Below are 24,945 nucleotides of genomic sequence, written 5' to 3' on the forward strand. Positions count from 1 at the left end.
TATCAAAAATAAAAGAGGAAACAAAAAGGTTTCCTCTTTTATGGGCAGGTTTAAAGATTGGCATCGTTCTTTAATCCATCTCCTTTATAACTTATTGAGCTGAGAACATTTCATCAAATTTTGCTTTATCTTGTTCTCGATTATCCAATAATTCCTTCATATCTCCTGAGAGAACCTTATCCAATTGATCAACAGTTTTTAGACCTTCTGGCGCTTCAATCCCTTCGCGAATTGGAGTATAACCTAGATCGGCTTGTAATTGTTGACCGGCTTCTGAAAGGATAAAGTCAACGAATGTTTGAGCAATTTCTACTTCTTCGGTATCTTTAGTAATCGCCACAGGTTCAGTGATAACCGGCACGCCTTCCTCAGGATAAACGAAGTCTACTGGCGAACCTTCATTTTTGGCTCGAATGGCTAAATAGTCAACCACCATCCCATAGGCTTTTTGACCACCAGCAACGGCCTCCATCACTCCACCATTCCCTTTCACCACTTCAGGATTGATCGCTTTTAGATTTTCGTAGAAGTCCCAGCCAAAGTCATCCAAACGGGTAAAAATACCTAAGTTGTAAGCAGCTGCTCCTGAATACAAAGGATTAGGCATGACAACTTGATCCTTAGCTGTTTCTGCTAATAAATCTTGCCAAGATTTAGGGGCTTCAACCAGATCCGTGTTATAGATAATTCCAGTGGTCAAGATTTTAGTCCCAGTATACATATTATCCGCATCTACAAAATCTTTCGGAATCGCACCTGCTTCGGTCGATTCATATGCTAGTAACATATCTTCTGCCTTTAATGATTCAAACGTCACCGCATCCGCTAAAAGCAGAACATCCGCCATCACCTTGCCAGATTCTTTTTCTGCTTTCAACTTAGACATCACTTCTTCCGTACCAGAACGGAACACATTGACAGTAACTTTAGGATAAATCGCATTATAAGCTTCGACTAATTTTGCAGCATCCTCATCGGGTTGTGAAGTATAGAATTCGATTTCACCTTCAAGATCCTTATTTTCTTGACCAAAAATGGTTGAAATATTGACCATAGAAGCTAATAGAACTATAGATAATAATAATTTAACCAGTTTTTTCATCAGATAATCTCCTTTTCATTAATATATTTCTGAATGGGTTCAACTAAATTTATTGACTCCGACATCATTGATAAAGGGGACACGGTTACATATCCCGATTTAACGAAATGATAATCATTCTGAATATCCTCAGAATGAATCTCTTGAAACAAATTTCTTAACCAATAAACATCCCGGTCTTTTGGATCTTTCAATACTTTAAAATCAAATTTCTTAATGCTTAAATCCATCGGCACTACTTTAATTCCCTGGATAGACTGATGTTCCATACTTGGTAAATTTACGTTTAGAAAATAAGCGAAATTTTTCAGGTCGGGCAATAGCTTGCCTAAGTTTTGTTGTAGAAACGGTTTTAGCCGTCCGAAATTAACCTGATGATTATTGCTTCTGGCCATGGATAAAGCCAGAGCTGGAATTTGATACAGGTTGGCCTCTCGGGCTATCGCCAGTGTCCCAGAGTAGCATAAATCTTGACCCAAATTAGCACCAGCATTAATCCCTGATATTACTAAATCTGGTCGACCAGCAGATAGATGTTCTATACCAAGCTTAAGACAATCTACCGGACTTCCATTGACTTTAAAAGAAGTCACACCGGTCATCAAATCGACTTGCTGAGCGCGCAAGGGCCGGTCCAAAGTGATGGAGTGACTTGCCCCGCTTCGTTGAGAATCTGGTGCCACTACAATAATTTCAGCAATATCTTTTAAGACTTCTGCCAACAAATACAAACCAAGACTATCAATCCCATCATCGTTCGATATTAATAACTTCATATAACCTCCTTTATCCACTTACTATTTATTTTATTAAAATAATGTTAATTTAATGTTGATCCTAGGTAAATTTTTAAAAGAATTGTTAATTCAATGTAAATAATTTGTAAATATGACAAACCTACTCAGAATTTCTAAAGCTGAAACTCAACTATACAATGTTGAATCGTTAAACAACTTTTTGATCTCTAATTTTTGCAAAATAAAAAGCTATGATATAAGTCATCAATTAAAAATTGATGATTTATATCATAGCCTTGGAAATTAAGAATAGTTGTTTTTGCCCCTTTTTTACCCCTTCTGAGAGTTAACTAAGCAAATTATTAAAATGGCAGGCACTTGAAACATGATAATATCAAGCTTATGCCGACTGCAGGGATGAAAAATATTGAATTATTAAATAATAATTACTAACAGTGCAAAATAGGTGCAAAATTTGATAATTAGCCCCTTTAACCGGGGCTATTTTTTACAAAAAAATAAAAATAATTTGATAAAAGTGTTGACATTAGCAAATATATTTGCTATAATTTACTTGTAAGGTTGAGATATATCTTACGAATAAAAACACAGGCAAGGAGTGAATGAAAGATGGAAAACGGTATGACAAATGAACAATTCAACAAAGTGTTAAAAATGATTATACAAATAATTGAAGACTCAAAAACAAAAGAAGAAGCAGTAGAAAAAATAAAAAACCTACTCAAATAGAGTAGGGTCGGTAATGAATCAGGGGAGCCTTGCCCTCCATCTGATTTATTTAAGTATATCATATTTGGCAAGAGTAAGGAAGATTCACTGATGGATATCAAAGAAAATATAAAAAAATTATTAGAAACCGATATTAGCAGTTATGAAATAAATAGGAAAACAGGGGTAACACGACAACTTATTGACAAATATAGAAAAGAACCTAATACAATCGGTAGATTAACTTTGGATAACGCTTTAGCATTAAGTAAATATTATGAAACCATCAAAAAAGAGCACAACCCGTAGTGGATTGTGCTTTTATTTTTGTTACGAGCATAAAATGTTAATGGATAAGAATTCTTTAGTATTTATATTAACATCTTCTATAGTACTAATTCGTTCTAATATTTCTAAAAAAGATTCTTTGTGAAGTTCTTTTTTTGTTTTAAGTTTTAATGGAATGTTCACATGCTCAAGAATAAAGTTTTTATCTAAATCAACAAATGAATCTCGGTTACACGGATTATTCTGATCAACCGCCTTTAATTCATAGAAATTTAAACATGGATATCCTTTAGTCTTATGGCGATTTTTAATTGTCTGAATTTTTAATAATTTTTTTATTTTTCCTGGCTTTTTACAAATATACATATGACTAAGTACTGCTAGATTACTAGAAACATTTGGATAAGGCATTCGTAAGGTTACAACATCTTTTTCTCTAATCAATTAACAATACTCCTTCTTCAATATCTAAATAAACAGGATTTTCTAAATCTTGATCCCGGCTTAAAAGCTCAATAACTTCTTGATGTTCATATGTTAATTTTTTAGCGTTCTCTTTACTTATAATAAATATTTTATTAAAAAGTTCAATGATTTCTACGTCTTGTAACGACAAATTTAAATATTCATCATATAATTCATTAAAGCATGCAACATCTTTTTCAGTTATATCACTATCATATATACCGATTCCTTTTTCGCCATTTAAGATTCTCTTAGCTTTACAACTCCATAAATCTAAATTATGAGTTAAATCAGAAATTTCGCGCTCAGTAAATGTTTTTACCAAATAAAGAGCAGCATTACTAATGTTCTCATCTATATCAGAGAAATCTACAAATGATTTAATCTTTTCGGTAAATTCTGTATTTCTATATGTTGAATCTCCATAAACCTCACTAAATACGGGACCATTTGGATAAGCTTTTAAGTACTCTAAATGATAATCCCTATTATTTATTTTTGAAAACATTTCATAGAAGAAAAGGAATTTTTGCTGTCTAAGTTTTGAACCAAATGTTTCTTCTGATTGATTTCGCATCCAAGCAAGCCTTTTTAATCGTTCTTCACTTGTAAACAACATTATATCCCTCCTTTTATTATATAATACCATAAATAATACTTTGTCACTTAGAATAAAGCAATAAAAATTTAAATTTATTTATGAAATCTTTACGAATGGCGGATTTTATAATCAACTTAGCCACCGCTAAAAAATAAAAAAAGCCATGTAAATTCATGTTATATTTAAGTCACGACACAAAAATATAAGAAGGATGAATTTACATGACGCAAACTCACTTTACCACATCTGACCGCAAATCAAAACACTTATCGTTCAAAGAACGGGGCCAAATTGAATTGTTGAAAAAACAAGGCTATTCTAACCGAGCCATTGCGCGAATACTGGGACGGGCGCCCCAAACAATTCATAACGAAATCAAACGGGGTTCGGTGGAACAAGTCCGTCAACAAAAGCAACATGGGAAGGTTTATACCTATCAATATTCCAAGTATATCGCGGAAGTCGGCCAAGAAGATTATGAACATCAGCGTCAACATTGTGGACGTAAACCCCTTTGGGCCTATTCGAGTGTCTTTATCGATTGGGCCGATCAACGGATGTTAGAAGATAAGTGGTCACCCGATGTGGTAGTGCATCGCGCCAAGCAGGTCCTCGACATTGATCCGCGTCTGATTCCTTGTACGACGACCCTCTATCATTGGATTGATTGCCAGATTATGCAGACCCGAAATATTGATTTAGTTGAAAAGTTGAAACGACATTCCAAAGTCAGCGCGCCGAAGACTCGACCCCATAAGAAAGTCCTAGGGATGTCCATCGACGAACGCCCTGAAGAAATTAACACCCGTCAAACTTTTGGTCATTGGGAAATTGATACGGTCATTGGCAAGAAAGGCAGAGATGAACCCGTCTTGTTAACCTTAGTAGAAAGGCTGAGTCGTTTTGAAGTCATTCTAAAGATTGAGAACAAGACGGCTCAAGCGGTGGACGCCGCCCTCAGAAGCTTACGAGCACGCGCAAGCGACCACTTTCCGTTACTCTTTAAGAGTATTACGGCGGATAACGGCTTAGAATTTGCGGGGTTGAGTCAAACACTGGCTGACGACGTGGCCGTTTATTTTGCCCATCCTTACGCCTCTTGGGAACGAGGAACCAGTGAAAATCAACACGGGTTGATTCGCCGATTTCTGCCCAAAGAAACCTCGATGAAAGACGTGACTGAAGCCGATTGTCGCCGCATCCAACAATGGATGAACCATTATTCGCGCAAGGTTTTGGACTATGAGACCCCTTATGAGGTTTTCATACGCTGTTTCTATAAAGAAAGACAAGCTCGCGCACACGTGCCCGCTTGACAACGAGCCTCCTTCGGCATGGTTTTCTTGGTAAGGCGGTCAATGACCCATTAGTGAACCAAACTACCATGCCTCAGCTCATTGTCAAGCCGTCACTGGCAGAGAGGATTAATGTTACATAGCTAGTTACCCGAGGTGGCTAACTTATACTTGAAATTTACAAATCTTTACGAATGATTAATTCAGCAAAATTAAACAAAACCCTACCTCCGATTAAGGAAGTAGGGTTTTATCGTTATTTTATAATTTTAACAATCTCAATCTTACCGTTTTTAACTCTTAGATATTCGTCCTCTGCCAACTCGATTGCTTTGGTCTGTTCACCTTTATCCTCAACAACATTGACAACCTTTTCATCGACTCCCTTATCATTCGTGGAATCTGGTTTCTTGTCGCCAATCTTCGCCGGTTCTTTAACAAATAATTTCATACCTGTATAAATCATATTAGATTCAAGGCTGTTCCAGTCTTTGAGCTGTTTAACGGTAATTCCGTGGGCTTGTCCAATAGCCCATAGGTTATCGCCATGTTTAACCGTATAGACATTGTCTTTAGCTTTTTCGATGGTCGGCTGCGTGGACACTTTCCCGAGGTTTGCTAGGTCAGACTTAAATTTCTTCCACAGTGCCCAATCATTATGACGCCAAGGCGCTGGACACATCTTGCCAGACACGTCATAGTGACGGACAACATTATCAATAGGGATATCGTATTTATCCATCAAAAACTTAGTTAGTAACAATGTTTGCTCAACAACAATCGGGTCAATCGGCCAATCTTCAATCGGTTTACCTGGTTGCGGATTTTGACACATCTCAATCCCAATTGAGTTATAGTTGGTAGCTTTACCGTTATAAACATAACCATTCGCCCAGCCTATCCGGGATTTATTACCGTCGCCGACGTGCCACATGCCCATATCATCATAGCCGACCTGCCACGTTTCTTTTTTGTCAATAAAATAATGGGCGGAGGCATTGCGGTTTACATTATAAAAATAATCAGCGTTAGCTTCCGCTTGACCGGCAGCACCTACATAGTGGATTACGATAAATTTAGGTTTATTAGTGTTTCGTCCGAACGTATTCACTCGAGTAATTTGGACAATCGGTTTTCTTAGCGTCGCCATTTCTTTTTCTTCCCCCTTATTTAGTTTGTCATAAGCATTAAGCCCGTAATAATTGATAATCTCGATGAGCTTGTCTGCGTACTTCGAATCAGTGGCATACGTACCTGTTAATGCTTTTGCTTGTTCTTCCGGTGTTTTCGCATTAATTGCCTTTCTGTAATAATTTGCATACCAATCTGTCCGAGACAGCATTTTAGCGTGGTCTTTGACGGATTCCTCCCACGATTCGTATTTCCTGAAATTACTCCGCTTGATATGGATAGCACCTTTTATTTCCTCGGGGCTTTCCTTGAGATAGGTTTCCCCACTCCATTCGCCTCGCTTAGCCTTATAGCCAAACAAATTATTTGCCTCTTTGGCTAGCTCACTTTGCCCATATCCAGACTCTAAGCAGGCCTGGGCGATAGAAATCGAATTAAAAAAGTCGGACGGGTATTTAACCACCATCCGACCGATTTCTGCGATAAAGTCTAGTTCTTGTGTCATCTTAACTCCTTTCTAAAAATTGAGTTCCACTTTGGTTCCGGCCTTAAAAATTGCATAGGCGTATGTTCCATAATCTTTCCACATTTGCCCGGTAGTACGTTCGAGATATTCTTTCCACGCCGTAAATTGGTCGCCTTGTATTTTTAATCGAGCGCCGAAGTTTTTAGTTCCGCCAATCACGACATTTTCAAAGTATAAAATTTCTTGATTGTTAATTCGAATTCCTTTAATACTTAGATAAGACGATGGTTTTTCCGTTTTGAAATAAACTTCTCCGCTACGTGTGGGTGCCACCGTATTTTTAAAGATAGTAATGTGGCTAATCGTACTCGAAACATCTAAACTATTTGCCGATTCTGCCCATAATTTAGCGCCTTTATACCAAGCTTCTTTGATTTTCTGTCCGTTATAATAGACGCTTTTAGTGTTTCTAAAGTCAATAATTGGCATATTATGCCCCCTTAACTAGATATAAAACATTATCTTGGGGTGCTGACGGTGGTTCGGTCACGACTTGCACCGTAATAGATTGACCATCTTTACCTGGTAATCCTTGTTCGCCGTTTTCGCCACGTAAGCCTTGGAGCCCTCGAGGTCCCTCTGGTCCGCGTTGAATAACCGCTTCCTTACCGTCTGAAAAAGTAATTTTTGTGTTGCCATCTTCTTGGATTTGTGAGCTTTCAACGGTTACAGATTTTCCGTCCAGCCCGCTAGGGCCGGTTGGTCCTTCTGGTCCGGTCGGTCCGATTGGTCCTTGTGGACCTTGTTCTCCCCGGGGTCCTTGTTGACCCTCTGGGCCCGCTACCCCTTGAGCACCGGATAGGTCAGCCAGATATTTAAAGGTTTCGCCGTCCCAGTAGTACAGTTTTGCGTTGTCCGGGTCTTCGACGTCATCAGTATTAATCATGACAAAGTCATTTAGTTCGAGACCGCTTGAATCCATCGCCTCTACCGATTTAAATGTTTTCTTAATCGAGAAACCTTTACCTTGTGGCCCTTGCAAACCTTGCGGACCCGGTTCGCCAGTTTTACCAATAGGCCCCATCGGACCTTCTTCGCCCTTTAGACCACGTTGAATCGTGATACTGGTGCCATCGCTAAATTTAACCGTCGTATTTCCGGCCTCGTCTTGAGATTGGCTCTCGATGGTTAGATTATCCCCTTTAGGTCCCATGGTACCTTGTGGGCCCCGTGGTAACTGTAATTCCTCGGTCTTATCGTCTGAATAGGTTACGGTGGCGATTCCGGTGCCGTCCTTATCTTCAATGGATACAACAGACCGCCCGTCTTGACCAGGTTCCCCTGTATCCCCCTTAGGACCCGGGTCGCCTTGAGGACCTTCCAAGACACTGATTTCGTCCTTGCGCACATAGCCTTCAAGGTCTTTAAGTGTTAACCCTTTTTGCTCGCCTAACTGATTTAGGATATCTGCCTTAAGTTGCTCAATCCCGTATGATTCAATGGGTTCGATTAATAAATTTTCACTTGATGTTGTAATTAAGATGCTTGCTTGTCTATCCGACGGGAAAATATGTTTATCTCCAACAATAATTTCAAGCAAATACTCGCCAGTTGGCAATGTTTTATTAATATTAAAGGTAGCTAAACTACCCATCAAATCAACGTGTGTCTCATAAACCACTTGATGATTTTTAATCAGTTTAGCTACGGCTGTTTCATCTTCAAAATTAACTTCATGACCGTTTTTTAATAGATTGTATTTAATAAACGTATTGTCGCCTTGCTTAATGACTTGAATTTTATCCGATGCTAAAATATCTAAGACATTACTCATGGCTATTTACCGTTTTGCTTGTGATAAGCATTGCTAGATACTTGTAACAAACTCCCTAGCATGACAGCACAGGCATTAATGGTTAAAACGATTTGATCCGCATTTTGTAATCCCCAAATTTCGCCTAGGGTTCCGATTAAAGTAGCAATAGCTGGCAATCCAATTAAAGCCACATATTTCAATACATCATATTTTTTATTACTCATTATTTTGTTCCTCCAATTCTTTGATTCGCTTTTCTAATTCTTCCACAATCAATTTCAGTTGAGCGATTTCTGCGTCCCGTTCTTCCAGTTCTTTTTCTAACTTTTCAATCCAAATTTGTTGCTTATCAAAAACTGTTGTCGCACCTTGAGTATTTACTTTTCTACGATCGTTTAAATACACCAACAAAGCGGGAAAGAAAGCTGCAAGAAATGTTGTAATTAATTCCTGGCTCATCATTACCTCCTAACCTACTTGTTATATGTCATAGATGCTGTAGCTGTTAACATGACCATCACAAGTCCCAAAATAAACACCGTGTTCGGTGGCGGGCTGATACGAAATGCAATCATAAAGGTACACCATAAAAACATCAGTCCTGTTCGAGCTATCATTTTCAAATGTCGGTTATTAAATACCACCCCTAACAATTTAATTGAAGCTAAAGCTATAAACGCTGAGCCGATTAATTGGCCGTGGAAAATCTCTCGAATTAATGCATATACTCGATACTGATCTAAAATCTCAGGGTGCAATACTAACTGCAAACCATAACGAAAAGAGCCAATAATCAAAATGATGCTGGCTCGCTTAAGTACAATAATATGTTTTATCCTGTCCCATTGGTTGGGTCTTCCCATAAATTTGCTCCTTTCACTAATAATGTCTAGCATATTCTTTGGCCATCTTCCTACCGAGTAACATAATCCCTCTTTCGTTCGGATGAGTTCCATCTGTTTCGCTAAAATAATACCGCTCATTATCTGCGTTAATGCCTAAATCGTGAAATGTTTGTGCGATTGGTACATAACTATCTTTATTTAAAATCATATTTAACGCCGATGCCCATTCCACTAATCGCTCGCCCTGACCATTCTTATTGCGCCAATTATCTGCATTCTGCGAACGGTCATTTGTTGATCTAAATATCGGCTGACAAACCAAAATATGTAAGTGAGGATATTTTAATCTCAATGCTCGAATTGCGTAACGTAGTGCCCCAAGATAGCTTGATTTATCGAATGAATCATCATTATTTAATAATAGATTGCTATTTGCCCAGTCATTGGTCCCGTAAGATATGATGACCCCATCCACAGCTAGCCAATTGGTATCTTTTAATTTGTTAATTTGGTTAATATAAGCTTGATGTTGTTGGGCCCCCATTTCTAATCCACTCGCTGTAACGCCTAATTGCAAGCTAAAATCATTATTAACAATACTGTCTACTAAATTGACTAGCGATAACTTCTTCCATTCTGCATTAGGGTGGTATGATGCCATCGTGCCACCAAGACCAGCATTGACAACTTTCGCATTAAGTTCGTCTTCGATAACCAGGGATGTCGTTAATTGCTTGCCATAATTGTGTTGGATAGAATCTCCAAGGACTACAATTGTCTTTCCTTCATAACCAGTCAGAGCCTCTGCTTGGGGAATGAAATAACTACCATCACTACCTTTAATTTTAAATACCGGCATTATTGCACCTCCTCAATCGTAAAGGTATAAGTTTTATCTTCTAGCTGTGCAGAGTTATATTGATTTACATTTCCGCCTTCTCTGTCCTTAGGTGGTCTTGCAAAAACAGATACATTTCCATTAGTCGTTGTAATCTTTGGTGTAACCCCGCTGACTGCTTTGCTTCCGGAAATGAATGACGACGAGCTTAGCCAGATATCCCCAGGGAAATCGGTTCGCAAGACGTAAGAGGCACCAGGTTTCAGTGTGAGTTCGAATATATCTAGATACATCGGGTTTAAATTCTGAGAAATTACAAAATCAACATTTGTCTTGCTAGAATCAAAGGCAACGTTGGCCACTGGATCCGTCGGTTCTGGATCAGTGGGCTGAGGTAACTCGCTGCCGTCTGCTAGTGGTAAAATAATAGGACTTGTATCTACCCACATCAATGTGTCGGGTTTATCCTTGGAAATTGTGAGACTGGTGGTTCCTTCGAGTTGTTGTTGCAATTCTGCTTCCGTAACGTATTCACTTGGAATTACTGTTAAATAATTCCCCTTAGGTTGATACGTTGAATCTGCTGTATTTTTTGTCAGATAGTTGCTTAGGTCAACACTTCCACCACTAGAAACATTAGCTAATTCTTCTTTGGTGGCGTAATTACCTTTCGGCTGATATAACTTATCAGCTTGTGTTTGTGTAAATGTTTCACCCGTTAAATACCCTTTGCCAGATAATTCGGTATCTGTCACATATTCATCAGGGATGCTTGTTAGATACCCTTTATCTGCCAACTCCGTTTTACTCACATACCCACTTAAATCCACTTCACCACCTAAGCTAGCCTCTGCCAATTGTTCTTGGGTTACATAATTATCATGGGTGTGGTCTATCGGAGCATATTCTGTGTGCGTGTGTGTTTTATTTGCGTATTGGTTGTGCGTGTGGTCTTTTAACGCGTAATTAGCTAATGCTGAGCTTAATGCATACTCGCTGTGCGAGTGGTTGACCGGAGCATAGAGTTTATTGGCATCTACCGCCTTTAGAAAACCATCTAAATTTATCGTCCCACCGCTAATGGATTGGATAATTTCCTGTTTTAGCTTATCAATCCCATAGACTTCAATTTCATCGACCAAGGCATTATCATGGTTGGCGGTAATGATTAATTGAGATTCGTATCGATTGGACGGTACTTTGTGACCGTTCAAAGTCATCTCAATATCATAGGTAGCTGTTGGCAAAGCTTTATTAATAGTCAATTTAACACTATTACCATCGCTGGTTACAGATTTCGTATAAACTCGGGTATTGGTTTCTTCGTTTAATAACGATACGTTTACACTTCCGCCACCGAGGTTTATCGGCGAGCCGTCTTCATCCACAAATATATAGATGAGCTCCGTAGCGTTATCGCCCTGCTTGAGCGTTTTACCACCCTTGATTTGTTTTAATCCTACACTAAGTTTCGGAGAATACATCCACATGCTCCTTTCTAAATCAACGACTTCAATCTTTCCTTAGCGTGTGTAACAATTTCATCATGAGATAATGAGTCTAAGTTATATTCATTCTTCAGTAATAACACATTCCCACTAAATGCTTCATTCAGTCCGCTAGATACATAAGAAAAACCAACTAATATAGAAATTAGTTGGTCATCATCATAGTTATATTTAATTTCAGTAATATTCATTAGTTATCCTCGCCTTCTTGTTTGTTAGATTTATCCTCGTTTAAATCATCAGTCAGGATAGGACTTATAAAATAAATCTCATTAGGAGTAATATCCAAAGATTCTATTTCAGAAAACATTAGTGTTTGAATATCCCCTACTTCTTGTTCTGAATCTGTAATTTCAAACCATTCAGGCGATTTATGTTCAATACCTGATAGACTATATACAATAGGTTGCATGAGGTTGTCGAATTGTTTAATCAGTAGGGCGATTTTAAACTTCAATCTGCCTTTAACTTCTTGGTCTCCTAGTTTCATAAGTGTATTGTTGATTGTGATTATTTCAATGTTTTTTAATTTCATAGTTTGATTCTCCTAATTTACTTGATACCCTAAATCCATTAATATTTTACGTACATCATATGAAATCCCATTAAGTAATATTCTCATACCATAATCATAAACAAGAATACCATTTCTACTGTTCGTGCTTGTCCAACCAATATGTCCTGAATTAGGAAACATACTTAACCTCATTCCATATTGAGGATAATCAGAATCAGCTATTATATCCGCTCCAAAATACATTAAACCTGTATCACCGTCTAATCCTAGTAGACGTGTAGTTGTACCTTCTTCTTGTCTAACTGAACTTTCATAATAACCCCATGATAAATAAGAACCTCGTCTGGGCGTCATAGATATTGATTTTTTACCTGCAAAGAAACCAGTAGTATCACTGGCGTTACGACTCTCAAACCTACCGATAAGAGTTCCCTCTTTCCAAATTTCTAAACCATTTCTTGTAAAACTTGTTGAAACATAAGTTGAATTCGCCATAACGTCCATACCAGAACTTGTGATACGAACCGTGGAATATGTACCATTTAAAACCGCTAGTACCATATCAATTCGTCCTGTAGTTATGTAACTTGCGTCAATATTAGCAGAGATAACATTCTGAAATTTAGCGGTATGAGCAGAGATTGTTTCAGCGGTCATATTTTCTACCATGAGATTTTTTACAAAAGCATTATCCATAGAAACTTGTCCATCAAGTTTTATATTCTTACCTCTAATGTAAATATCTTCTCCAATATTAAGTCGTGAGGTAGCTCCTGTTTGACCATATAAAGCTAAATCTATATTATTATTAAGTTGTGTGATTCTTGATGATATTTTTCCTGAACCTGTTGTAACAGGTACCTTTGCTTTAACTTCTTTCCAAATCTTCACACTTACAACAGAACCTGTCGTACTATCCCAACCTAAGCTAAGTTCATCACTGTCAGTGATAATATCTCTTTTAGTTAAGGTAATACTTCCAGTGATAACGCTTGTGTTAGCAGGCACATATTCTGATATAAGCATAGTTCGTTCTTTATAAATATTTTCAGCAGTTAGAACGATTCCTGTACTTTCACTTTGAGGGGTTATCTTTATTTCGAATAAGTAATCCCCTCTGTAAATCATTTTCTTGAGACGATAATCATGAGCATAAAATTCAGGAAATTCAGGGGCAATATGATAGTCAACGGCAGACCTTATCTTTGTGTCTTCCATGAAAACTTGTTTACCAATCTTCTCCTCATATTGCTGAACCATTTCCTCATCAAGTTTACTACTCACAATCGCCTTAACCTGTTCCACGGTCATTCCAGATTGTTCAGCGATTCGTTTAATATCTTCATCACTTACAAAACCGTCAGCGAACATTGCTTCAATATCTGATTTAGTCAGGTTCACTGATTTAGCAATATCCTTAATCTGTTCATCACTTGGTATTGGTACAATCTCTTTAATCTCACTTTGCAATAACTCGCTAGTCTGAACTAAGTTACTGATATACTTTTCATCAATAACAGAATCTTTAATAAACTTTGCTGTCTGTTCGTTGATTGATAAGCTACCATCAGGATTGTAGACCATAGCTTTCACTCTATCAGATAAGGTTTCAAGCTTGACTTCGCTTACATCGCCAATTGCTTCTTTAAGGCTTGCATATCCACCTTCAGAAATAATCTTTTCAAACTCATTCGCTAGGGTCTGTCCGGCTCCGGATTGTTCTAAAGCTACCTTGGCATTGATTTCGGCATCAGCAATAGATTTCATCATGTCGGCCACTTTGCCATCAATTTCTTCAAATTTTGCTTGAATTTCTTTCGGCAAGTCTTCACTCATGATTTCTTCCCACATCGTACCGTTCCAGGTTAAAATCATTAACTTACCTTCATATCTAGGGTCTGGCTTAAACCATAAATCGCCGATTTTAGGATTTTCTGGCGTTAAATCCGTATAGTAGTTACGGTTAAATCCATCAGCACTCGGAAGACTCGTAACCAATTGTTCGATTTCATTACCAAGGAAATTAGTTAAGTTTTCGGCGACCTTAGCCATCATACTTGCTTGACGTTTCTGTTCATTGCTATTAATCTTATCGCCAAGTTTCATGTCGGTAGATGCATTGGTCAATCTATCCCACTCAATTTCGAACACGCGTGTTTTATAATCCAAGTTTCTATCAGGTCTAACCACACGAATCGTATCGCCGATTCCTGTTTCCGTGAGATATAAACTATCTGTTTTCATTAAGACCTGTGGACGGTTCAACTCTAATAATTTTTCGTAAGTCAGTTGAATTAATATTTCTGGGTCTTCCACATCTTGAAATTCGACAAATCCAATCTTAGGCAGATTCCCATCCTGTGTTTTTATACCATATAATAGGGTAGCTTCCGGGTCTTCTAAATACTCTTGTCCAGCCGGTTTATTGAGTGGTTTCCCCTCAGACGTCCGCCACACTACATCTTTAAAGGTTATTTTTCGACCATAGCCCGCTTGACCCGATTCGTTTTCTTCGGCGCTTGATATTTGCTCGCCTTTACCGCGACCAATCAACGCTGTGATGAGGTTCGTTTTGCTGTCTTCCTTAACAATCTTTAGCGCATTGTGGCCATAAACCACACGCTTGCCGATATCTTTTCCAGTGCGTTTTTTAAAATCGATATACCTCGCTCCGATTCGCGTACTTCGGACTTCGACAAAAAACTGCATTTCAACATTAGCTGATAAACACGCTTTTTTTAGAGCTTCAAAAACAGAAATATAATAAAAATTTGTGCTGACTTTCCCATCAGCGACATAATTCGCCCGCCAATTCGTCCCTTCAAGCAATCGTTCAACTACTTGTCTAACATCATAATTCTGTGGTCGCTGGTCATAGACCGGTATTTTACGTAATTCTTCTATCCCAGACTGCACACCCGTAATCGTCGTGATATTTCCTTCCGTTTTTGTTTCGACGATAAAAAATAAATGATGGACAAACGGGTCTTCTTGTGTGGGAATCGCTATAAATTCCATGTCTTGAATGACTTGTTCGTCTAGTGCTAATAATTCAACAAATAACTGATCAGATATATAATTTTCATCCGTTAAAATTTGTTTATGCTTTAACACTCTGATGGCATCTTTTCGAACAATTTTAATCAGTTGCTCTTGATTATTAAATAAACGTATCACTCAATCACAACCTTTCATCTTGCCAAGTGACTTTGTCTAATCTAAATCCGATTGGTTCAACGACATCATCATGTTTCACTGTAAATGTTTCCGGAATATGGAAATTTGCTAATTCATGCATGATACTGCTACCTGCCACGATAGCTTTAAATTCTTCCGTCGTCCATTCGAATTTAACTTTTTGTCCCACTTTATAACTTCCCATAAAAACAATTTGCTTCGTCCCTACTTTAAAACCAATGGCGGACACCGTGGTAAGCACTTCGCCTTCAATCGTCAATGGATTAACTTCTTTAGCATGATACAGCTCAACTTTCCCTTTACTAGATTGGACATCATGCTTTTTATAAGGGTTCGGGCACAAGATTTCAAACTCGTCAATAACCTGTAGTCCTTGTTCTGGTGCATCTTTTGCATCACTTAGCACGCCGAAATAACTCCACGATGGTTCATCCGCGAATTTAATCGGTAAATACCCGTCTGCATTCACACCGCGTAATATCGCATTTAAACGCTCATATTTATCCCGTAATTCATCGGATGATTTAGCTTCCAACTTAAATGTAATTTTAAGTTCTCGAATATCGTCTTGGTGTAATTAAAAAATGCCCCGGCACGACCAGGGACTTCGGTTAAATGAGGTTTCATACCGACGACTCCACGTCCTGCGACGTGAAGTTGCCGATAACCATCAATAAGATCACTAAGTGAATTCCCATTGATTAACATATCATCACTAGGATAAGCGTAATTTGTACGCCCATCTGGCGCTATTTTACTGTAGTTATACATCTTATCCCCTTTCTAATAAGCAAGCCTTAAATCTGCTGACTTATTCTGTACATCGGTAATATCGTCCACGAATGCGCGGTATTCTGTTCCGCCTAGATTTAATGCAATAGTGGCCGGTTGTTGATTAACCGTTAATGTTCCGGCACTAAATTGATAACCGGCATCTAATTGCTTCGTGGTCAACGCATTCATTCTGCCTGTAATATCGTTGGCTGAAATATCTGGCACCGCATAACCGGCTAGTTTTGTTGCCATCCGTTCAACGTAACCCCTCATATTCGCAATACCATTTCCCAGACCCTCACCAGTATATTCCCCGATCTTTGTGGTTACTCTAGATGGGGAACGAACGATTAACGCACTTCGCATCGCAGCAGCTGCACGACTAGCAATACTATACGCTAAAGCAATAATCGAACCCGCCATCGAGCTTAATCCGTTGTAAAACCCAACCCCCATGTTATATCCGGCAGAACGTGCCTGTCCGGCTGCGCTATTCATGGCAGATACCACACTGCTCATGATACTTCTGACTGTGGAAAGGGTTGAATTCATGCTAGAAGTCACGGTGGATTTAATCGCATTAAAACTGCTTGTAAACGATGATTTAACTGAATTCAAGCCACTTGTTACTGTAGACTTAATGCTATTCATACCGCTAGTAAACGTTGATTTAATACTATTTAATACTGTGGTGGCTGTCGTTTTCATAGAAGTTAAAGATGTTGTGAAGGTGCTCTTTAAAGTGGTCATAGTTGACCCTAATTGTGTTGCTGACGTGCCAAGTTGTGTAAGTCCTTGACCAGCTTGTGTAGCAAAAGTACCTAGACCTGTTAATGCTGTTTTAAGCGCTGCAAAGTCGGTAGCTAATGCTGAAACTCTAAAGATAGTACCTAAAGCTGTTCCAATCGCCGATAACCCTGTTGCAATCGTTTGAGTGTCAGGGAATCCGCTGAGTGCTGATCCAAGCGCTTGGAAATCAGTCGCCAATGCTGAGACTCTGAAAATGATTCCTATAGCTGTGCTAATTCCTGTTAATCCTGTTGCAATGGTTTGCGGGTCGGCTCCCTTAACGGCCGCTAAACCGGCACCAAAGGTAATGAAACTTGCCCCTAAACCAGCCACATCGACTTGGTTCAATGCAATTAATGCATCAGACATCGTTTGAAACGATTCGCCAATCTTAGTAGCTGTGTCGCCGATTTCCTGAATAATTCCACGGACTGAATCCATGATTCTGGTCACTGTATCGCCGAATGTTTCAATGACTTGACTTGCGCCACTAAACACCGTTTCGATAATGGTTCCAAAACCTTCTAGGACACCTTGTGCGCCCTCTAAAGCCGTCTTAATACCTTCGCCTAAATCTTTAAACATTTGTCCAGCTGACTCTAATACCGGGCCGATTGCACTGATTAAACCAGTAACAGATTGGATAATTTGACTAATACTATTACCTACTGCGGTAACAAGACCTGCAAAAGCTGTAATAATGTTTGGGATTTGACTCACTACCGCTGTAACCATTTCAGTAATTGCTGGAATAAATGGCGCAATCGCTTGGACGATTTGGACAATCGCATTGGCCACAATACCGGCGAGTTGTACAAAGATACCTCCAACCACTGATACAAGTGGCGTGACGGCTGTAATAATGTTAGCGACCGCTTGACCAATGGCAATAGCTACTTGAGCTAAGGCACTACCAAGCGATTCCACAATGCCACCAATCGCTGTACCAAGAGCCACCACAATTTCAGAGATAGCACTACCTAATGCTTGTAAGATTTGCGCTACACCTTCTGATTGTGTGGCGAGGAGTGCTAATGAGGCCACCACAATGGCAATAGCGGCTGCAAAGGCTAGCATATTGACCGGATTCATAACCTGAGTCATGCGTCCAATCCCCATGAATATGGTTGATAATCCTTTACCAATCCCTTGTGCTGCGGTTGAAATGCCTTGGCCTAATCCCTTAAAAACAGTTGAGATACCTGTTCCGATACCCTGAGCGGCCTTGCCAATTCCTGAGCCCAAGTCTTTAAAGAGTGTTCCAATGCTTTGAATGATTTGAGCGACTTTTGACTTATCTTTAATCAGTCCGTCAGTCAATGCTTTGAGTGGATTCGCTGGCATTTTAAGTTTGTCAAAAAAGCTTTTGATATTTAAAGCAGTTTTTAACATTTTAAACGCTAATACGACTCCTAATACACCTTTGGCAAATGCTTTAATTGCTCCAGGATCTAACTTAGCCACAAAATTGGCAATCTTGCTAGCTACATTCGCAATTTTTTCAACCAATTTACCAAATGACCGACCTAAATCAATCGATGAGGTTTTAGCTCCTGTAAATGCACTGATTACATTTTTTACCGCTGAACCAATAGAAGAAAAAGCTTGCTTCAGCGCACTCATTGCGCCTGTTTGATTAAACCCTTTAAAGAAACTAACTACCGCTAATCGTGCTTGCATGATTTTATCTTTAAGGCCATCAAAGTTGACTTTATCTAAGGCTTTTCCTATTGATTTTACAGCTTGAATACCAATTTTATCCAAGGCTTGAAAGGCTGGCATCAATTTGTTGGCCAATCCTTCCCTTAAACCATCAATCGCTTGTCCCGTTGTTTTTGCTTCTGTGGCCATTCTCGAGAACGATTCATTTGTCCCAACTTCAGCTACGGCTGCCGCAAAATCTTTTGATGAAACTTCGCCATCTTGAATTTTTTGAACCAATTCATCCAGCGACATGCCCATTTGTTTGGCGACTGCGCTCATCCCTGCCGGCGATTGTTCTAACATCAGCTTAAAGTCCGCCCACGTCATCGTAGGCTTGGTTAGTGCTTGTGTCATTTGTGTGGATAAAGTCTTCATCGCTTGTTTCGGATTTTCTGAAGCGGCTGCAATACCGCCCATCCCTTTTACAAGCTTTTCGGTATCTTTCACACCAATCGCGGCCATTTGTGCATAGGTTTGCGCCATATCTGATGCCGAGTAAATAGATTTCTCCGCAAAATCTTGCAAGCTAGACTTTACTTGATCAATTTCGCCGGAAGATTTGCCCAACATCTTCATATTACCTTCGAAAGTTTTCCATGATTTATTAGACTCATCCATCTCGCCAATCAGTCCGCTCATTCCGCTAGTAACCATACTAAATCCCTTGCTAACGGCGTTTGAAGCTAAATTGGCTAGAAACATCGACTTCCCAATTCCGCCCATACCACCAGCAACAGATTTTACCAGACCAGACAGTCCGCTTTGAGCTCGTTGTAGTCCACTACTAAAATTACTCGTATCAGCCTTTAAACGAGCCACTACATCAAAATTTGCCATACATACCTCCTTTCTTTATCCGTTTAAAAGGCGATTCATATCAGCGATGCTATTTCGTTTCTTCTCTTGGTTCTGTGGATCAACAATGTTACGAATCATTTGTTCAGCATCGTAAAAATCTTCAAACCGCTTATAGTACGGTCGTGTTTTATTTTTTCCGACACGCTTATCGGCTTGAACATCACGATTTTTCCACGCTTGAAAAGCCATATCTTCATGCCGTTCTTGACGTTTGAACCGCCTTGCATGCATGTAAATATCAAACTCTTTCGGCGTACATCGTTGCGCTTCAACAAGACTCATACCTAGCCAACCGATACAAATCGCTAATATATCTCGATGCCGGAGGTTTAAATCTAAACGTTTAGCTCGGACAGTGCCTTCAGCATTTTGTCCTTTTTTATCTCACTATGTAACTCTTCAACAAATTCTTGATAAGCTTCAGCACCTTCATACAATTTTTCTTCAATAAGTTTGCGGATATTTGCTTTTGACGGCGTTGTTTTTTCGGTGGCAGTCGCTGATTGGATTACTTTTTGAACCGCAATCAAATCGTACGATTCTAACCCCTGTTCCATAAACGGAAACCCATTCATCCGAGTGTTAATTTCAATGCCATTCACATCGACCACAAACCCGAATAAGTTATTGACTTGTTCCAAGAATTCCCATCCAAAATACAATGGATAATTTTTATTCCCAATCTTTAATTCCATGTTCTTATCTCCTTTTTAATAAAAAAATAAGAGGAGCTTCCGCCCCTCAATGATTAAACTTCTGAAACAGTAGTTGCTGCCATTTTTTCGTATCCGTAAATAGCCGCTTCAATCATCGCCAACTGTTCTTCTGATAGTTTATCTTCGCCGGTTACACCATTGCCGTTAATCGCATAGGTATAATTCAATTCGACCTTATCATCAGCCGGTGCTGATAATTCAAACGATGAAAAATAACCTTGGAAATAATCCGGTGTAACGTCTAGTTTTTCTTTCGTAACGTCTGTAACATCGACTTGCCACATCTCAACCAAGGCATTCCGCTTAAACATATCTTGTAATTTTTTCCATGTCTCAATGGTTTCTCCGTCCTCACGGTATGCTAATGATGTGATTTCAGCTTCGTTTTCGCCGTCATTAATCGTATTAATATTGCCGTCCTTAGTAACTGTAGACTCTGTTTCTTTCTCCATTGAAATAGAGTATTCCGTCTGAAAACGTAATTTTGAAGCATCTTCAGTGGCTTTTTTATTATATTCACGGAAAAACACAATGACATTGCGCCCAGATAGTACTTCTACTGCCATAAATTTATCTCTCCTTTTATTTTTTGTTGTAATTTAGTGTGACATCAGCGATAAAATGCAAAATGCCAGGAGCATCATTGCTCTCTGGCAGTTCAAAATTTCTCCATGTTTTTACCGACATTGCATAATATTTTGTAGATAGCGGTTTGCGTAAATCGTCATGCAATTGACTCATCGCAATATCAATTACCTTTCGGTCTGTACGTTTGCCAAAGAAATGGACATAAACGGTATATTCGCCAAAGGCATCGTTATTTGTCTGTTCATCAATCCGACCATATTCGACAAAACAGAAAGGATATTTTGTATGTGCATCCGGCAAATAGTCATAAGTATCCATCAGACGGTTACAAATCGACCCTAAAGCCAGAAAACACTCATAATTTGGTGTCATATAAACATCCCCTCCGTAACATCTTTAATATCTTTTTCCAATGGTTTTAAGATATCTTGAAAAGCTGGACGGAGATGTTTCTTTCCAGGTTGAAACCGAGTCCCGAATTCTTGGAAACCGGCGTATCCAGCGTATGAACCAACCTCATGATCCATCTTCCCCATTGGTTTGTGACGGATTTGTGATTTTAAATAACCTGTATCCTCTGGGGCATAACCAAATGCTTTGTCTTTCATATCTTCAGCATTATTAAAGATAACCTTATCCACAAGTTCGGGCGATTTGGCAATCGCTTTTTGTAAAACTCTGCCGAACTCTTCGGCACCAACCCATTCGACTGTGACTCTGCTCATTCAGCCACCTCTTTCAAGCGGTACGCTGTCTTAGGAGCATCTGTTTGCTCAATAGGTATAAATGACTTGCCTTGAAACAAAGCCTTATCAAACGGATGCTGTGCTTGCATAAAACGAGCAATTAGAACACGGTCAGTGCGGTCGCCGTATAACTCAAAGACACGTTGTTGGGATACATAGTTAGCAAAACAAGGGACGTTAACCGATTCGCCTTTTGCATCGCTATAATCCCCTGTTTCCCAGTCAATTCGTCGATGACTATTGCGAATGAGTGTAATCGTGTGGGGTGTTTTCATACGAAATAAAAGCCCCCTTTTTCTCGGAGGCTCTTATCGTCTAAATTAAAATCTTTATTTAATAACCACATATAACTATTAAAGTCATCCGTGTCATAGGTCACTGAATACCCGTCCACACTTTCAGATTTAACCCCTTCACTACCTTTTCGAGCATAACGCATACATACTACGTCGGTAATAATGAAACTGTACTTACTCAGAACGGCTTCAGCGCCTGTAATAGCTAAGAATTGTGCTTCTGCATCTTCGATGAGGTCACCCAGTAAGTCGTCTTGTAGCGTATCTTTGATACCCAAACGACGCTTGATTTTATCTATTTGAGTACCCATATCATCACTACTCCTTATCTACACGTTCAAGGTGGTCAGGATACTTCTTATTAGATTCTTCAAACCGTTTAACGGTTACTTCAATAATTTCCCCAACTTCATACATCTTTTTGGTTTCTTTATCTCGGATTGGCTTTAAAACTTTATATTTAGCCATTTAACCCCCCCCTTAAACTTCTGAAGTAACCGCTGGTGCAGTATCTAATTTAGCAAATGCTTTTTCATTAGGAATAGCAACCGCAATCTCGAAGATCGCTCGCATTGCTTGCATATCTTGTTCGAATAAATGCACATCACCAGAATCAGGTCCAGTATTTTGAACCTTAGATAATGTGGCATCTCCAGTTAATTTAAGTCGCAATCCAGTACCTTGTGGCAATCCGTATTTAATTGCTTTGAAGTCTCCAACGAATAATGAATTCTCTGGATATTTAACTTCTTTAGCTAATTTTAATTCATGATATGGCAGTCCGTCTAAAGTATTGGTATTACGATCAAATAAATACGTCTTCGTATTTTCGTCAAAAGAACCACGTAAAGCAGTGTTAACAGAACGATGTCCAACAAATGCAGTCGGTTCAGATTCAACTAATGACTCAACCTTTAATAAGTTATCAAAAGTAACACCGCCTGTCACTGGAGAATTTTGCTCAGCTAATTGTTTCACGTTAGTACCGAATGTGTTACCGTGTAAACCTAAGAAAACATCGCCGTCTAATACTTTATTAAATTTATCAATGATTAACGGTTTAGCGTGTTCAAAATATTGAGCCCAAGTATAATTTAAAAACTCTTGTGTTACCGGCAAGATAACTGCAATTTTCTTGGTTTCAAGCGTATAATCTTTCATTTGAACATTAGCGATACCAATTTTTTCGCCTTCGCCAACAAAATAGGCATCAGATAATTCGCCATCAATTGCTTTAACTTTTTTGATATATTGGTTGCCCATGTCAATACGTTCGCCTAATTGGATTACTTTTGATACGTTCGCTAATCCTTTAACAAATTCCGCAGTAATTAAATTGTCTGTAATCTCTTTACCAATAGAATCCATCAGCATAACTTTTGCTGGATCAAATGTTTGTGCCATAATTTTTTATCTCTCCTTTTTATTATAAAATCAGGCGTTTATCGACCTGCATCATCTAAAATTTTGAAAATATCTGTTTCTGTGTTTTTATTACCTATCCCCCCACTCGTTAGTGGCGGTTCACTCGTTGCATATTCGTTTTTAATGTCTTTGATAATCTCCCCCATGCTTTCAATCGCTTTTAGGGTATCTTCAGCCGTGTCTTTAACAACGAAGTCAAGCACTCGGTCATTGACTGGCATCTTGCGTTCAGAAAGCGTCTTGATAGCTTCATCCTTCAACTCCCGTCTAGTGTTTTGTAATTGAAGTTCTTCGATTTTGTCTAACAACTTTTGCTTTTCTTGTTCGGCTTGTTGCTCTTTGTATTTTTGCAACTCTTTACCAGACAGTTGTGCTTGCTTTTGCGCTTCTTCCACGGCTTCTTTAATACGATCATCAATAGATTGTTCAAGTTCTGCGAATTTGCTTTGTTCTTTTGCAATACGTCGTTTCATCTCCGCAACAGTCACAGTAGGTTCTTGAGTGTCGACTTGCTCTTGTTCCTGTGTTTCTGTTACTTCTTGATTTAATTCTTCCATGTTCTAAACTCCTTTTACGCTTTAACGTGCAACCTCCACGAGTCTCATGAGTTTTAACGATGCATCACGGTTTATCGAAACAGTTTAATGTCATGCTTAGGACATAAAAAATAACCGCAGGTAACCCCATACGGTTAGTAAAATAAAGAAGACCGCTATTCGCCGTCTTCTTCAAACAAAAAATTAATACTGTCTAATTCATCTTGCAATATCATTTCTTCGGTAATTTCCTGGTCTTCAATCGACTTTTCATAACCTCGCTCATACGCATGAATAATTGCTTCTACGAAATTTTTAGTATGCTCATCCATGTTACTCCTCCTAGATAACGTTCTAGTCACGAGATACGGCATTTTTCAGCATTTGGATCACACTCCTTTCAGACTAAGCGACAATACTCTGTCAAAGTCATGTAATCCCCCCCTTTCAAGGGCAAATCGTTATTTTTTAAACGTATCCATAAACCCTTTGATAAAACTCCCACCAGACAATGCAATGACAATCAGCATAAATACCGCCAGGGCATCACTCACTAATCTCCACATACCTATAACCCCCCTTTGATAATTTTGAGCATAAAAATAGCGCCTCTATTAAGAAGTGCTACCGTTTTACATAAATGGCGTAATATCTTTGACATCTTTCAACGTTCGTTTTATTTTCTCTAAAAACGTATTATCAAACAAATATTGAATGCCTTTGGGAGTAATCATCATTCCTTTAAAATCATTAAAAATGATGCCATCCTTAGTCGGAATTCCCTTGGGTCCTTGAATAAAATCTTCTTTCAGTAAACTATCAATAATATATCCCCAATAAGATTCCGGAATATTAAAGTAACTGGCTGTTAACTTATCATAATCAGGTTGAATACCTTTTTTTAAACAATCATACAGATATTTTAGTAATTGATACACAATGACAAAATAGTCATCTTTGCTCATAAAAGTATCACC

Annotated in this window: 32 protein-coding genes; 2 read left to right on the forward strand and 30 right to left on the reverse strand. The window is 38.8% G+C overall.

From position 1 onward, the window contains the following. Nucleotides 1–91: 91 nt before the first annotated feature. Together M0R79_RS08875 and surE are read right to left on the reverse strand one after the other, a co-directional pair. A complete protein-coding gene (locus M0R79_RS08875; protein ID WP_248417017.1) occupies nucleotides 92–1,102 on the reverse strand; it encodes an ABC transporter substrate-binding protein in 1,011 nt (336 codons plus the stop codon). Beyond that, nucleotides 1,102–1,878, reverse strand: coding sequence for a 5'/3'-nucleotidase SurE (gene surE / locus M0R79_RS08880; protein ID WP_248417016.1), 777 nt, complete (start codon nucleotides 1,876–1,878; stop codon nucleotides 1,102–1,104). Before surE ends, M0R79_RS08875 begins: the two co-directional genes overlap by 1 nt. Nucleotides 1,879–2,679: 801 nt before the next feature. Here surE and M0R79_RS08885 point away from each other — a divergent pair. After that, entirely contained in the window at nucleotides 2,680–2,877 is a 198-nt protein-coding gene (locus M0R79_RS08885; protein ID WP_248417015.1) for a hypothetical protein, read from the forward strand. 21 nt (nucleotides 2,878–2,898) lie between these two features. Here the strand turns inward: M0R79_RS08885 and M0R79_RS08890 are convergent, their stop codons facing one another. Together M0R79_RS08890 and M0R79_RS08895 are read right to left on the reverse strand one after the other, a co-directional pair. Further along, the gene (locus M0R79_RS08890; protein WP_248417014.1) at nucleotides 2,899–3,300 is read right to left on the reverse strand and encodes a hypothetical protein; all 402 of its coding nucleotides are present in this window, start codon (nucleotides 3,298–3,300) and stop codon (nucleotides 2,899–2,901) included. Continuing rightward, nucleotides 3,293–3,940, reverse strand: a complete 648-nt coding sequence (locus M0R79_RS08895; RefSeq protein WP_248417013.1) for a hypothetical protein — start codon at nucleotides 3,938–3,940, stop codon at nucleotides 3,293–3,295. The genes M0R79_RS08890 and M0R79_RS08895 overlap by 8 nt, the downstream gene beginning before the upstream one ends. 203 nt (nucleotides 3,941–4,143) lie before the next feature. Here M0R79_RS08895 and M0R79_RS08900 point away from each other — a divergent pair, with 203 nt between their 5' ends. Then, entirely contained in the window at nucleotides 4,144–5,238 is a 1,095-nt protein-coding gene (locus M0R79_RS08900) for an IS30 family transposase (protein WP_248416132.1), read from the forward strand. A gap of 235 nt (nucleotides 5,239–5,473) precedes the next feature. Here M0R79_RS08900 and M0R79_RS08905 read toward each other — a convergent pair whose 3' ends face one another. The 26 genes from M0R79_RS08905 to M0R79_RS09030 form a co-directional block, all read right to left on the reverse strand. Continuing rightward, complete coding sequence (locus M0R79_RS08905) at nucleotides 5,474–6,853, reverse strand: glucosaminidase domain-containing protein (protein WP_248417012.1); 1,380 nt, start codon at nucleotides 6,851–6,853, stop codon at nucleotides 5,474–5,476. Nucleotides 6,854–6,865: 12 nt separating this feature from the next. Then, complete coding sequence (locus M0R79_RS08910) at nucleotides 6,866–7,303, reverse strand: hypothetical protein (protein ID WP_248417011.1); 438 nt, start codon at nucleotides 7,301–7,303, stop codon at nucleotides 6,866–6,868. A gap of 1 nt (nucleotide 7,304) precedes the next feature. Then, complete coding sequence (locus tag M0R79_RS09325) at nucleotides 7,305–8,648, reverse strand: collagen-like domain-containing protein (RefSeq protein WP_310795410.1); 1,344 nt, start codon at nucleotides 8,646–8,648, stop codon at nucleotides 7,305–7,307. 2 nt (nucleotides 8,649–8,650) lie between these two features. Beyond that, complete coding sequence (locus M0R79_RS08920) at nucleotides 8,651–8,854, reverse strand: phage holin (RefSeq protein WP_248417010.1); 204 nt, start codon at nucleotides 8,852–8,854, stop codon at nucleotides 8,651–8,653. Next, on the reverse strand, nucleotides 8,847–9,089 hold the full coding sequence (locus tag M0R79_RS08925; protein ID WP_248417009.1) for a hypothetical protein: 243 nt from the start codon (nucleotides 9,087–9,089) through the stop codon (nucleotides 8,847–8,849). Before M0R79_RS08925 ends, M0R79_RS08920 begins: the two co-directional genes overlap by 8 nt. Before the next feature lie 14 nt (nucleotides 9,090–9,103). After that, complete coding sequence (locus M0R79_RS08930) at nucleotides 9,104–9,493, reverse strand: hypothetical protein (protein WP_248417008.1); 390 nt, start codon at nucleotides 9,491–9,493, stop codon at nucleotides 9,104–9,106. A 16-nt stretch (nucleotides 9,494–9,509) separates the two neighbouring features. Further along, entirely contained in the window at nucleotides 9,510–10,334 is an 825-nt protein-coding gene (locus M0R79_RS08935) for an SGNH/GDSL hydrolase family protein (protein ID WP_248417007.1), read from the reverse strand. After that, entirely contained in the window at nucleotides 10,334–11,797 is a 1,464-nt protein-coding gene (locus tag M0R79_RS08940; RefSeq protein WP_248417006.1) for a hypothetical protein, read from the reverse strand. Before M0R79_RS08940 ends, M0R79_RS08935 begins: the two co-directional genes overlap by 1 nt. A 14-nt stretch (nucleotides 11,798–11,811) precedes the next feature. Beyond that, a complete protein-coding gene (locus M0R79_RS08945; RefSeq protein WP_248417005.1) occupies nucleotides 11,812–12,012 on the reverse strand; it encodes an ACT domain-containing protein in 201 nt (66 codons plus the stop codon). Beyond that, nucleotides 12,012–12,356 (reverse strand): hypothetical protein, encoded by a 345-nt coding sequence (locus tag M0R79_RS08950; protein WP_248417004.1) that lies wholly within the window; start codon nucleotides 12,354–12,356, stop codon nucleotides 12,012–12,014. Before M0R79_RS08950 ends, M0R79_RS08945 begins: the two co-directional genes overlap by 1 nt. Before the next feature lie 12 nt (nucleotides 12,357–12,368). Further along, nucleotides 12,369–15,515 carry a phage tail spike protein gene (locus M0R79_RS08955; protein WP_248417003.1) on the reverse strand — a complete coding sequence of 1,049 codons (3,147 nt, stop codon included), beginning with the start codon at nucleotides 15,513–15,515 and terminating at the stop codon, nucleotides 12,369–12,371. A gap of 4 nt (nucleotides 15,516–15,519) precedes the next feature. Continuing rightward, entirely contained in the window at nucleotides 15,520–16,071 is a 552-nt protein-coding gene (locus tag M0R79_RS08960; protein ID WP_248417002.1) for a distal tail protein Dit, read from the reverse strand. Next, nucleotides 16,023–16,307, reverse strand: coding sequence for a hypothetical protein (locus M0R79_RS08965; protein ID WP_248417001.1), 285 nt, complete (start codon nucleotides 16,305–16,307; stop codon nucleotides 16,023–16,025). The genes M0R79_RS08960 and M0R79_RS08965 overlap by 49 nt, the downstream gene beginning before the upstream one ends. A gap of 12 nt (nucleotides 16,308–16,319) precedes the next feature. Further along, nucleotides 16,320–19,640, reverse strand: a complete 3,321-nt coding sequence (locus M0R79_RS08970; RefSeq protein ID WP_248417000.1) for a tape measure protein — start codon at nucleotides 19,638–19,640, stop codon at nucleotides 16,320–16,322. A 15-nt stretch (nucleotides 19,641–19,655) separates the two neighbouring features. Further along, the gene (locus tag M0R79_RS08975) at nucleotides 19,656–19,943 is read right to left on the reverse strand and encodes a hypothetical protein (RefSeq protein WP_248416999.1); all 288 of its coding nucleotides are present in this window, start codon (nucleotides 19,941–19,943) and stop codon (nucleotides 19,656–19,658) included. A gap of 53 nt (nucleotides 19,944–19,996) precedes the next feature. Next, complete coding sequence (locus M0R79_RS08980; protein WP_248416998.1) at nucleotides 19,997–20,356, reverse strand: tail assembly chaperone; 360 nt, start codon at nucleotides 20,354–20,356, stop codon at nucleotides 19,997–19,999. A 53-nt stretch (nucleotides 20,357–20,409) separates the two neighbouring features. Next, nucleotides 20,410–20,943 (reverse strand): phage major tail protein, TP901-1 family, encoded by a 534-nt coding sequence (locus tag M0R79_RS08985; protein WP_248416997.1) that lies wholly within the window; start codon nucleotides 20,941–20,943, stop codon nucleotides 20,410–20,412. Between the two features lie 16 nt (nucleotides 20,944–20,959). After that, entirely contained in the window at nucleotides 20,960–21,337 is a 378-nt protein-coding gene (locus tag M0R79_RS08990; RefSeq protein WP_248416996.1) for a hypothetical protein, read from the reverse strand. Next, nucleotides 21,334–21,690 (reverse strand): HK97-gp10 family putative phage morphogenesis protein, encoded by a 357-nt coding sequence (locus tag M0R79_RS08995; RefSeq protein ID WP_248416995.1) that lies wholly within the window; start codon nucleotides 21,688–21,690, stop codon nucleotides 21,334–21,336. Before M0R79_RS08995 ends, M0R79_RS08990 begins: the two co-directional genes overlap by 4 nt. Next, nucleotides 21,687–21,986 carry a hypothetical protein gene (locus M0R79_RS09000; protein WP_248416994.1) on the reverse strand — a complete coding sequence of 100 codons (300 nt, stop codon included), beginning with the start codon at nucleotides 21,984–21,986 and terminating at the stop codon, nucleotides 21,687–21,689. The genes M0R79_RS08995 and M0R79_RS09000 overlap by 4 nt, the downstream gene beginning before the upstream one ends. Further along, nucleotides 21,983–22,318, reverse strand: a complete 336-nt coding sequence (locus M0R79_RS09005; protein ID WP_248416993.1) for a phage head-tail connector protein — start codon at nucleotides 22,316–22,318, stop codon at nucleotides 21,983–21,985. Before M0R79_RS09005 ends, M0R79_RS09000 begins: the two co-directional genes overlap by 4 nt. Before the next feature lie 7 nt (nucleotides 22,319–22,325). After that, nucleotides 22,326–22,475 carry a hypothetical protein gene (locus M0R79_RS09010; protein WP_248416992.1) on the reverse strand — a complete coding sequence of 50 codons (150 nt, stop codon included), beginning with the start codon at nucleotides 22,473–22,475 and terminating at the stop codon, nucleotides 22,326–22,328. Between the two features lie 12 nt (nucleotides 22,476–22,487). After that, complete coding sequence (locus tag M0R79_RS09015) at nucleotides 22,488–23,411, reverse strand: phage major capsid protein (RefSeq protein ID WP_248416991.1); 924 nt, start codon at nucleotides 23,409–23,411, stop codon at nucleotides 22,488–22,490. A gap of 38 nt (nucleotides 23,412–23,449) precedes the next feature. Next, complete coding sequence (locus tag M0R79_RS09020; RefSeq protein WP_248416990.1) at nucleotides 23,450–23,989, reverse strand: capsid assembly scaffolding protein Gp46 family protein; 540 nt, start codon at nucleotides 23,987–23,989, stop codon at nucleotides 23,450–23,452. Between the two features lie 155 nt (nucleotides 23,990–24,144). Beyond that, nucleotides 24,145–24,300: a hypothetical protein gene (locus tag M0R79_RS09025; RefSeq protein WP_248416989.1), complete on the reverse strand. Its 156-nt coding sequence runs from the start codon at nucleotides 24,298–24,300 to the stop codon at nucleotides 24,145–24,147. Nucleotides 24,301–24,600: 300 nt separating this feature from the next. Beyond that, entirely contained in the window at nucleotides 24,601–24,933 is a 333-nt protein-coding gene (locus M0R79_RS09030) for a YjcQ family protein (protein WP_248416988.1), read from the reverse strand. Nucleotides 24,934–24,945: the final 12 nt, after the last annotated feature.

The organism is Ignavigranum ruoffiae (assembly GCF_023195815.2).
In the GTDB taxonomy this organism is placed as follows: domain Bacteria; phylum Bacillota; class Bacilli; order Lactobacillales; family Aerococcaceae; genus Ignavigranum; species Ignavigranum ruoffiae.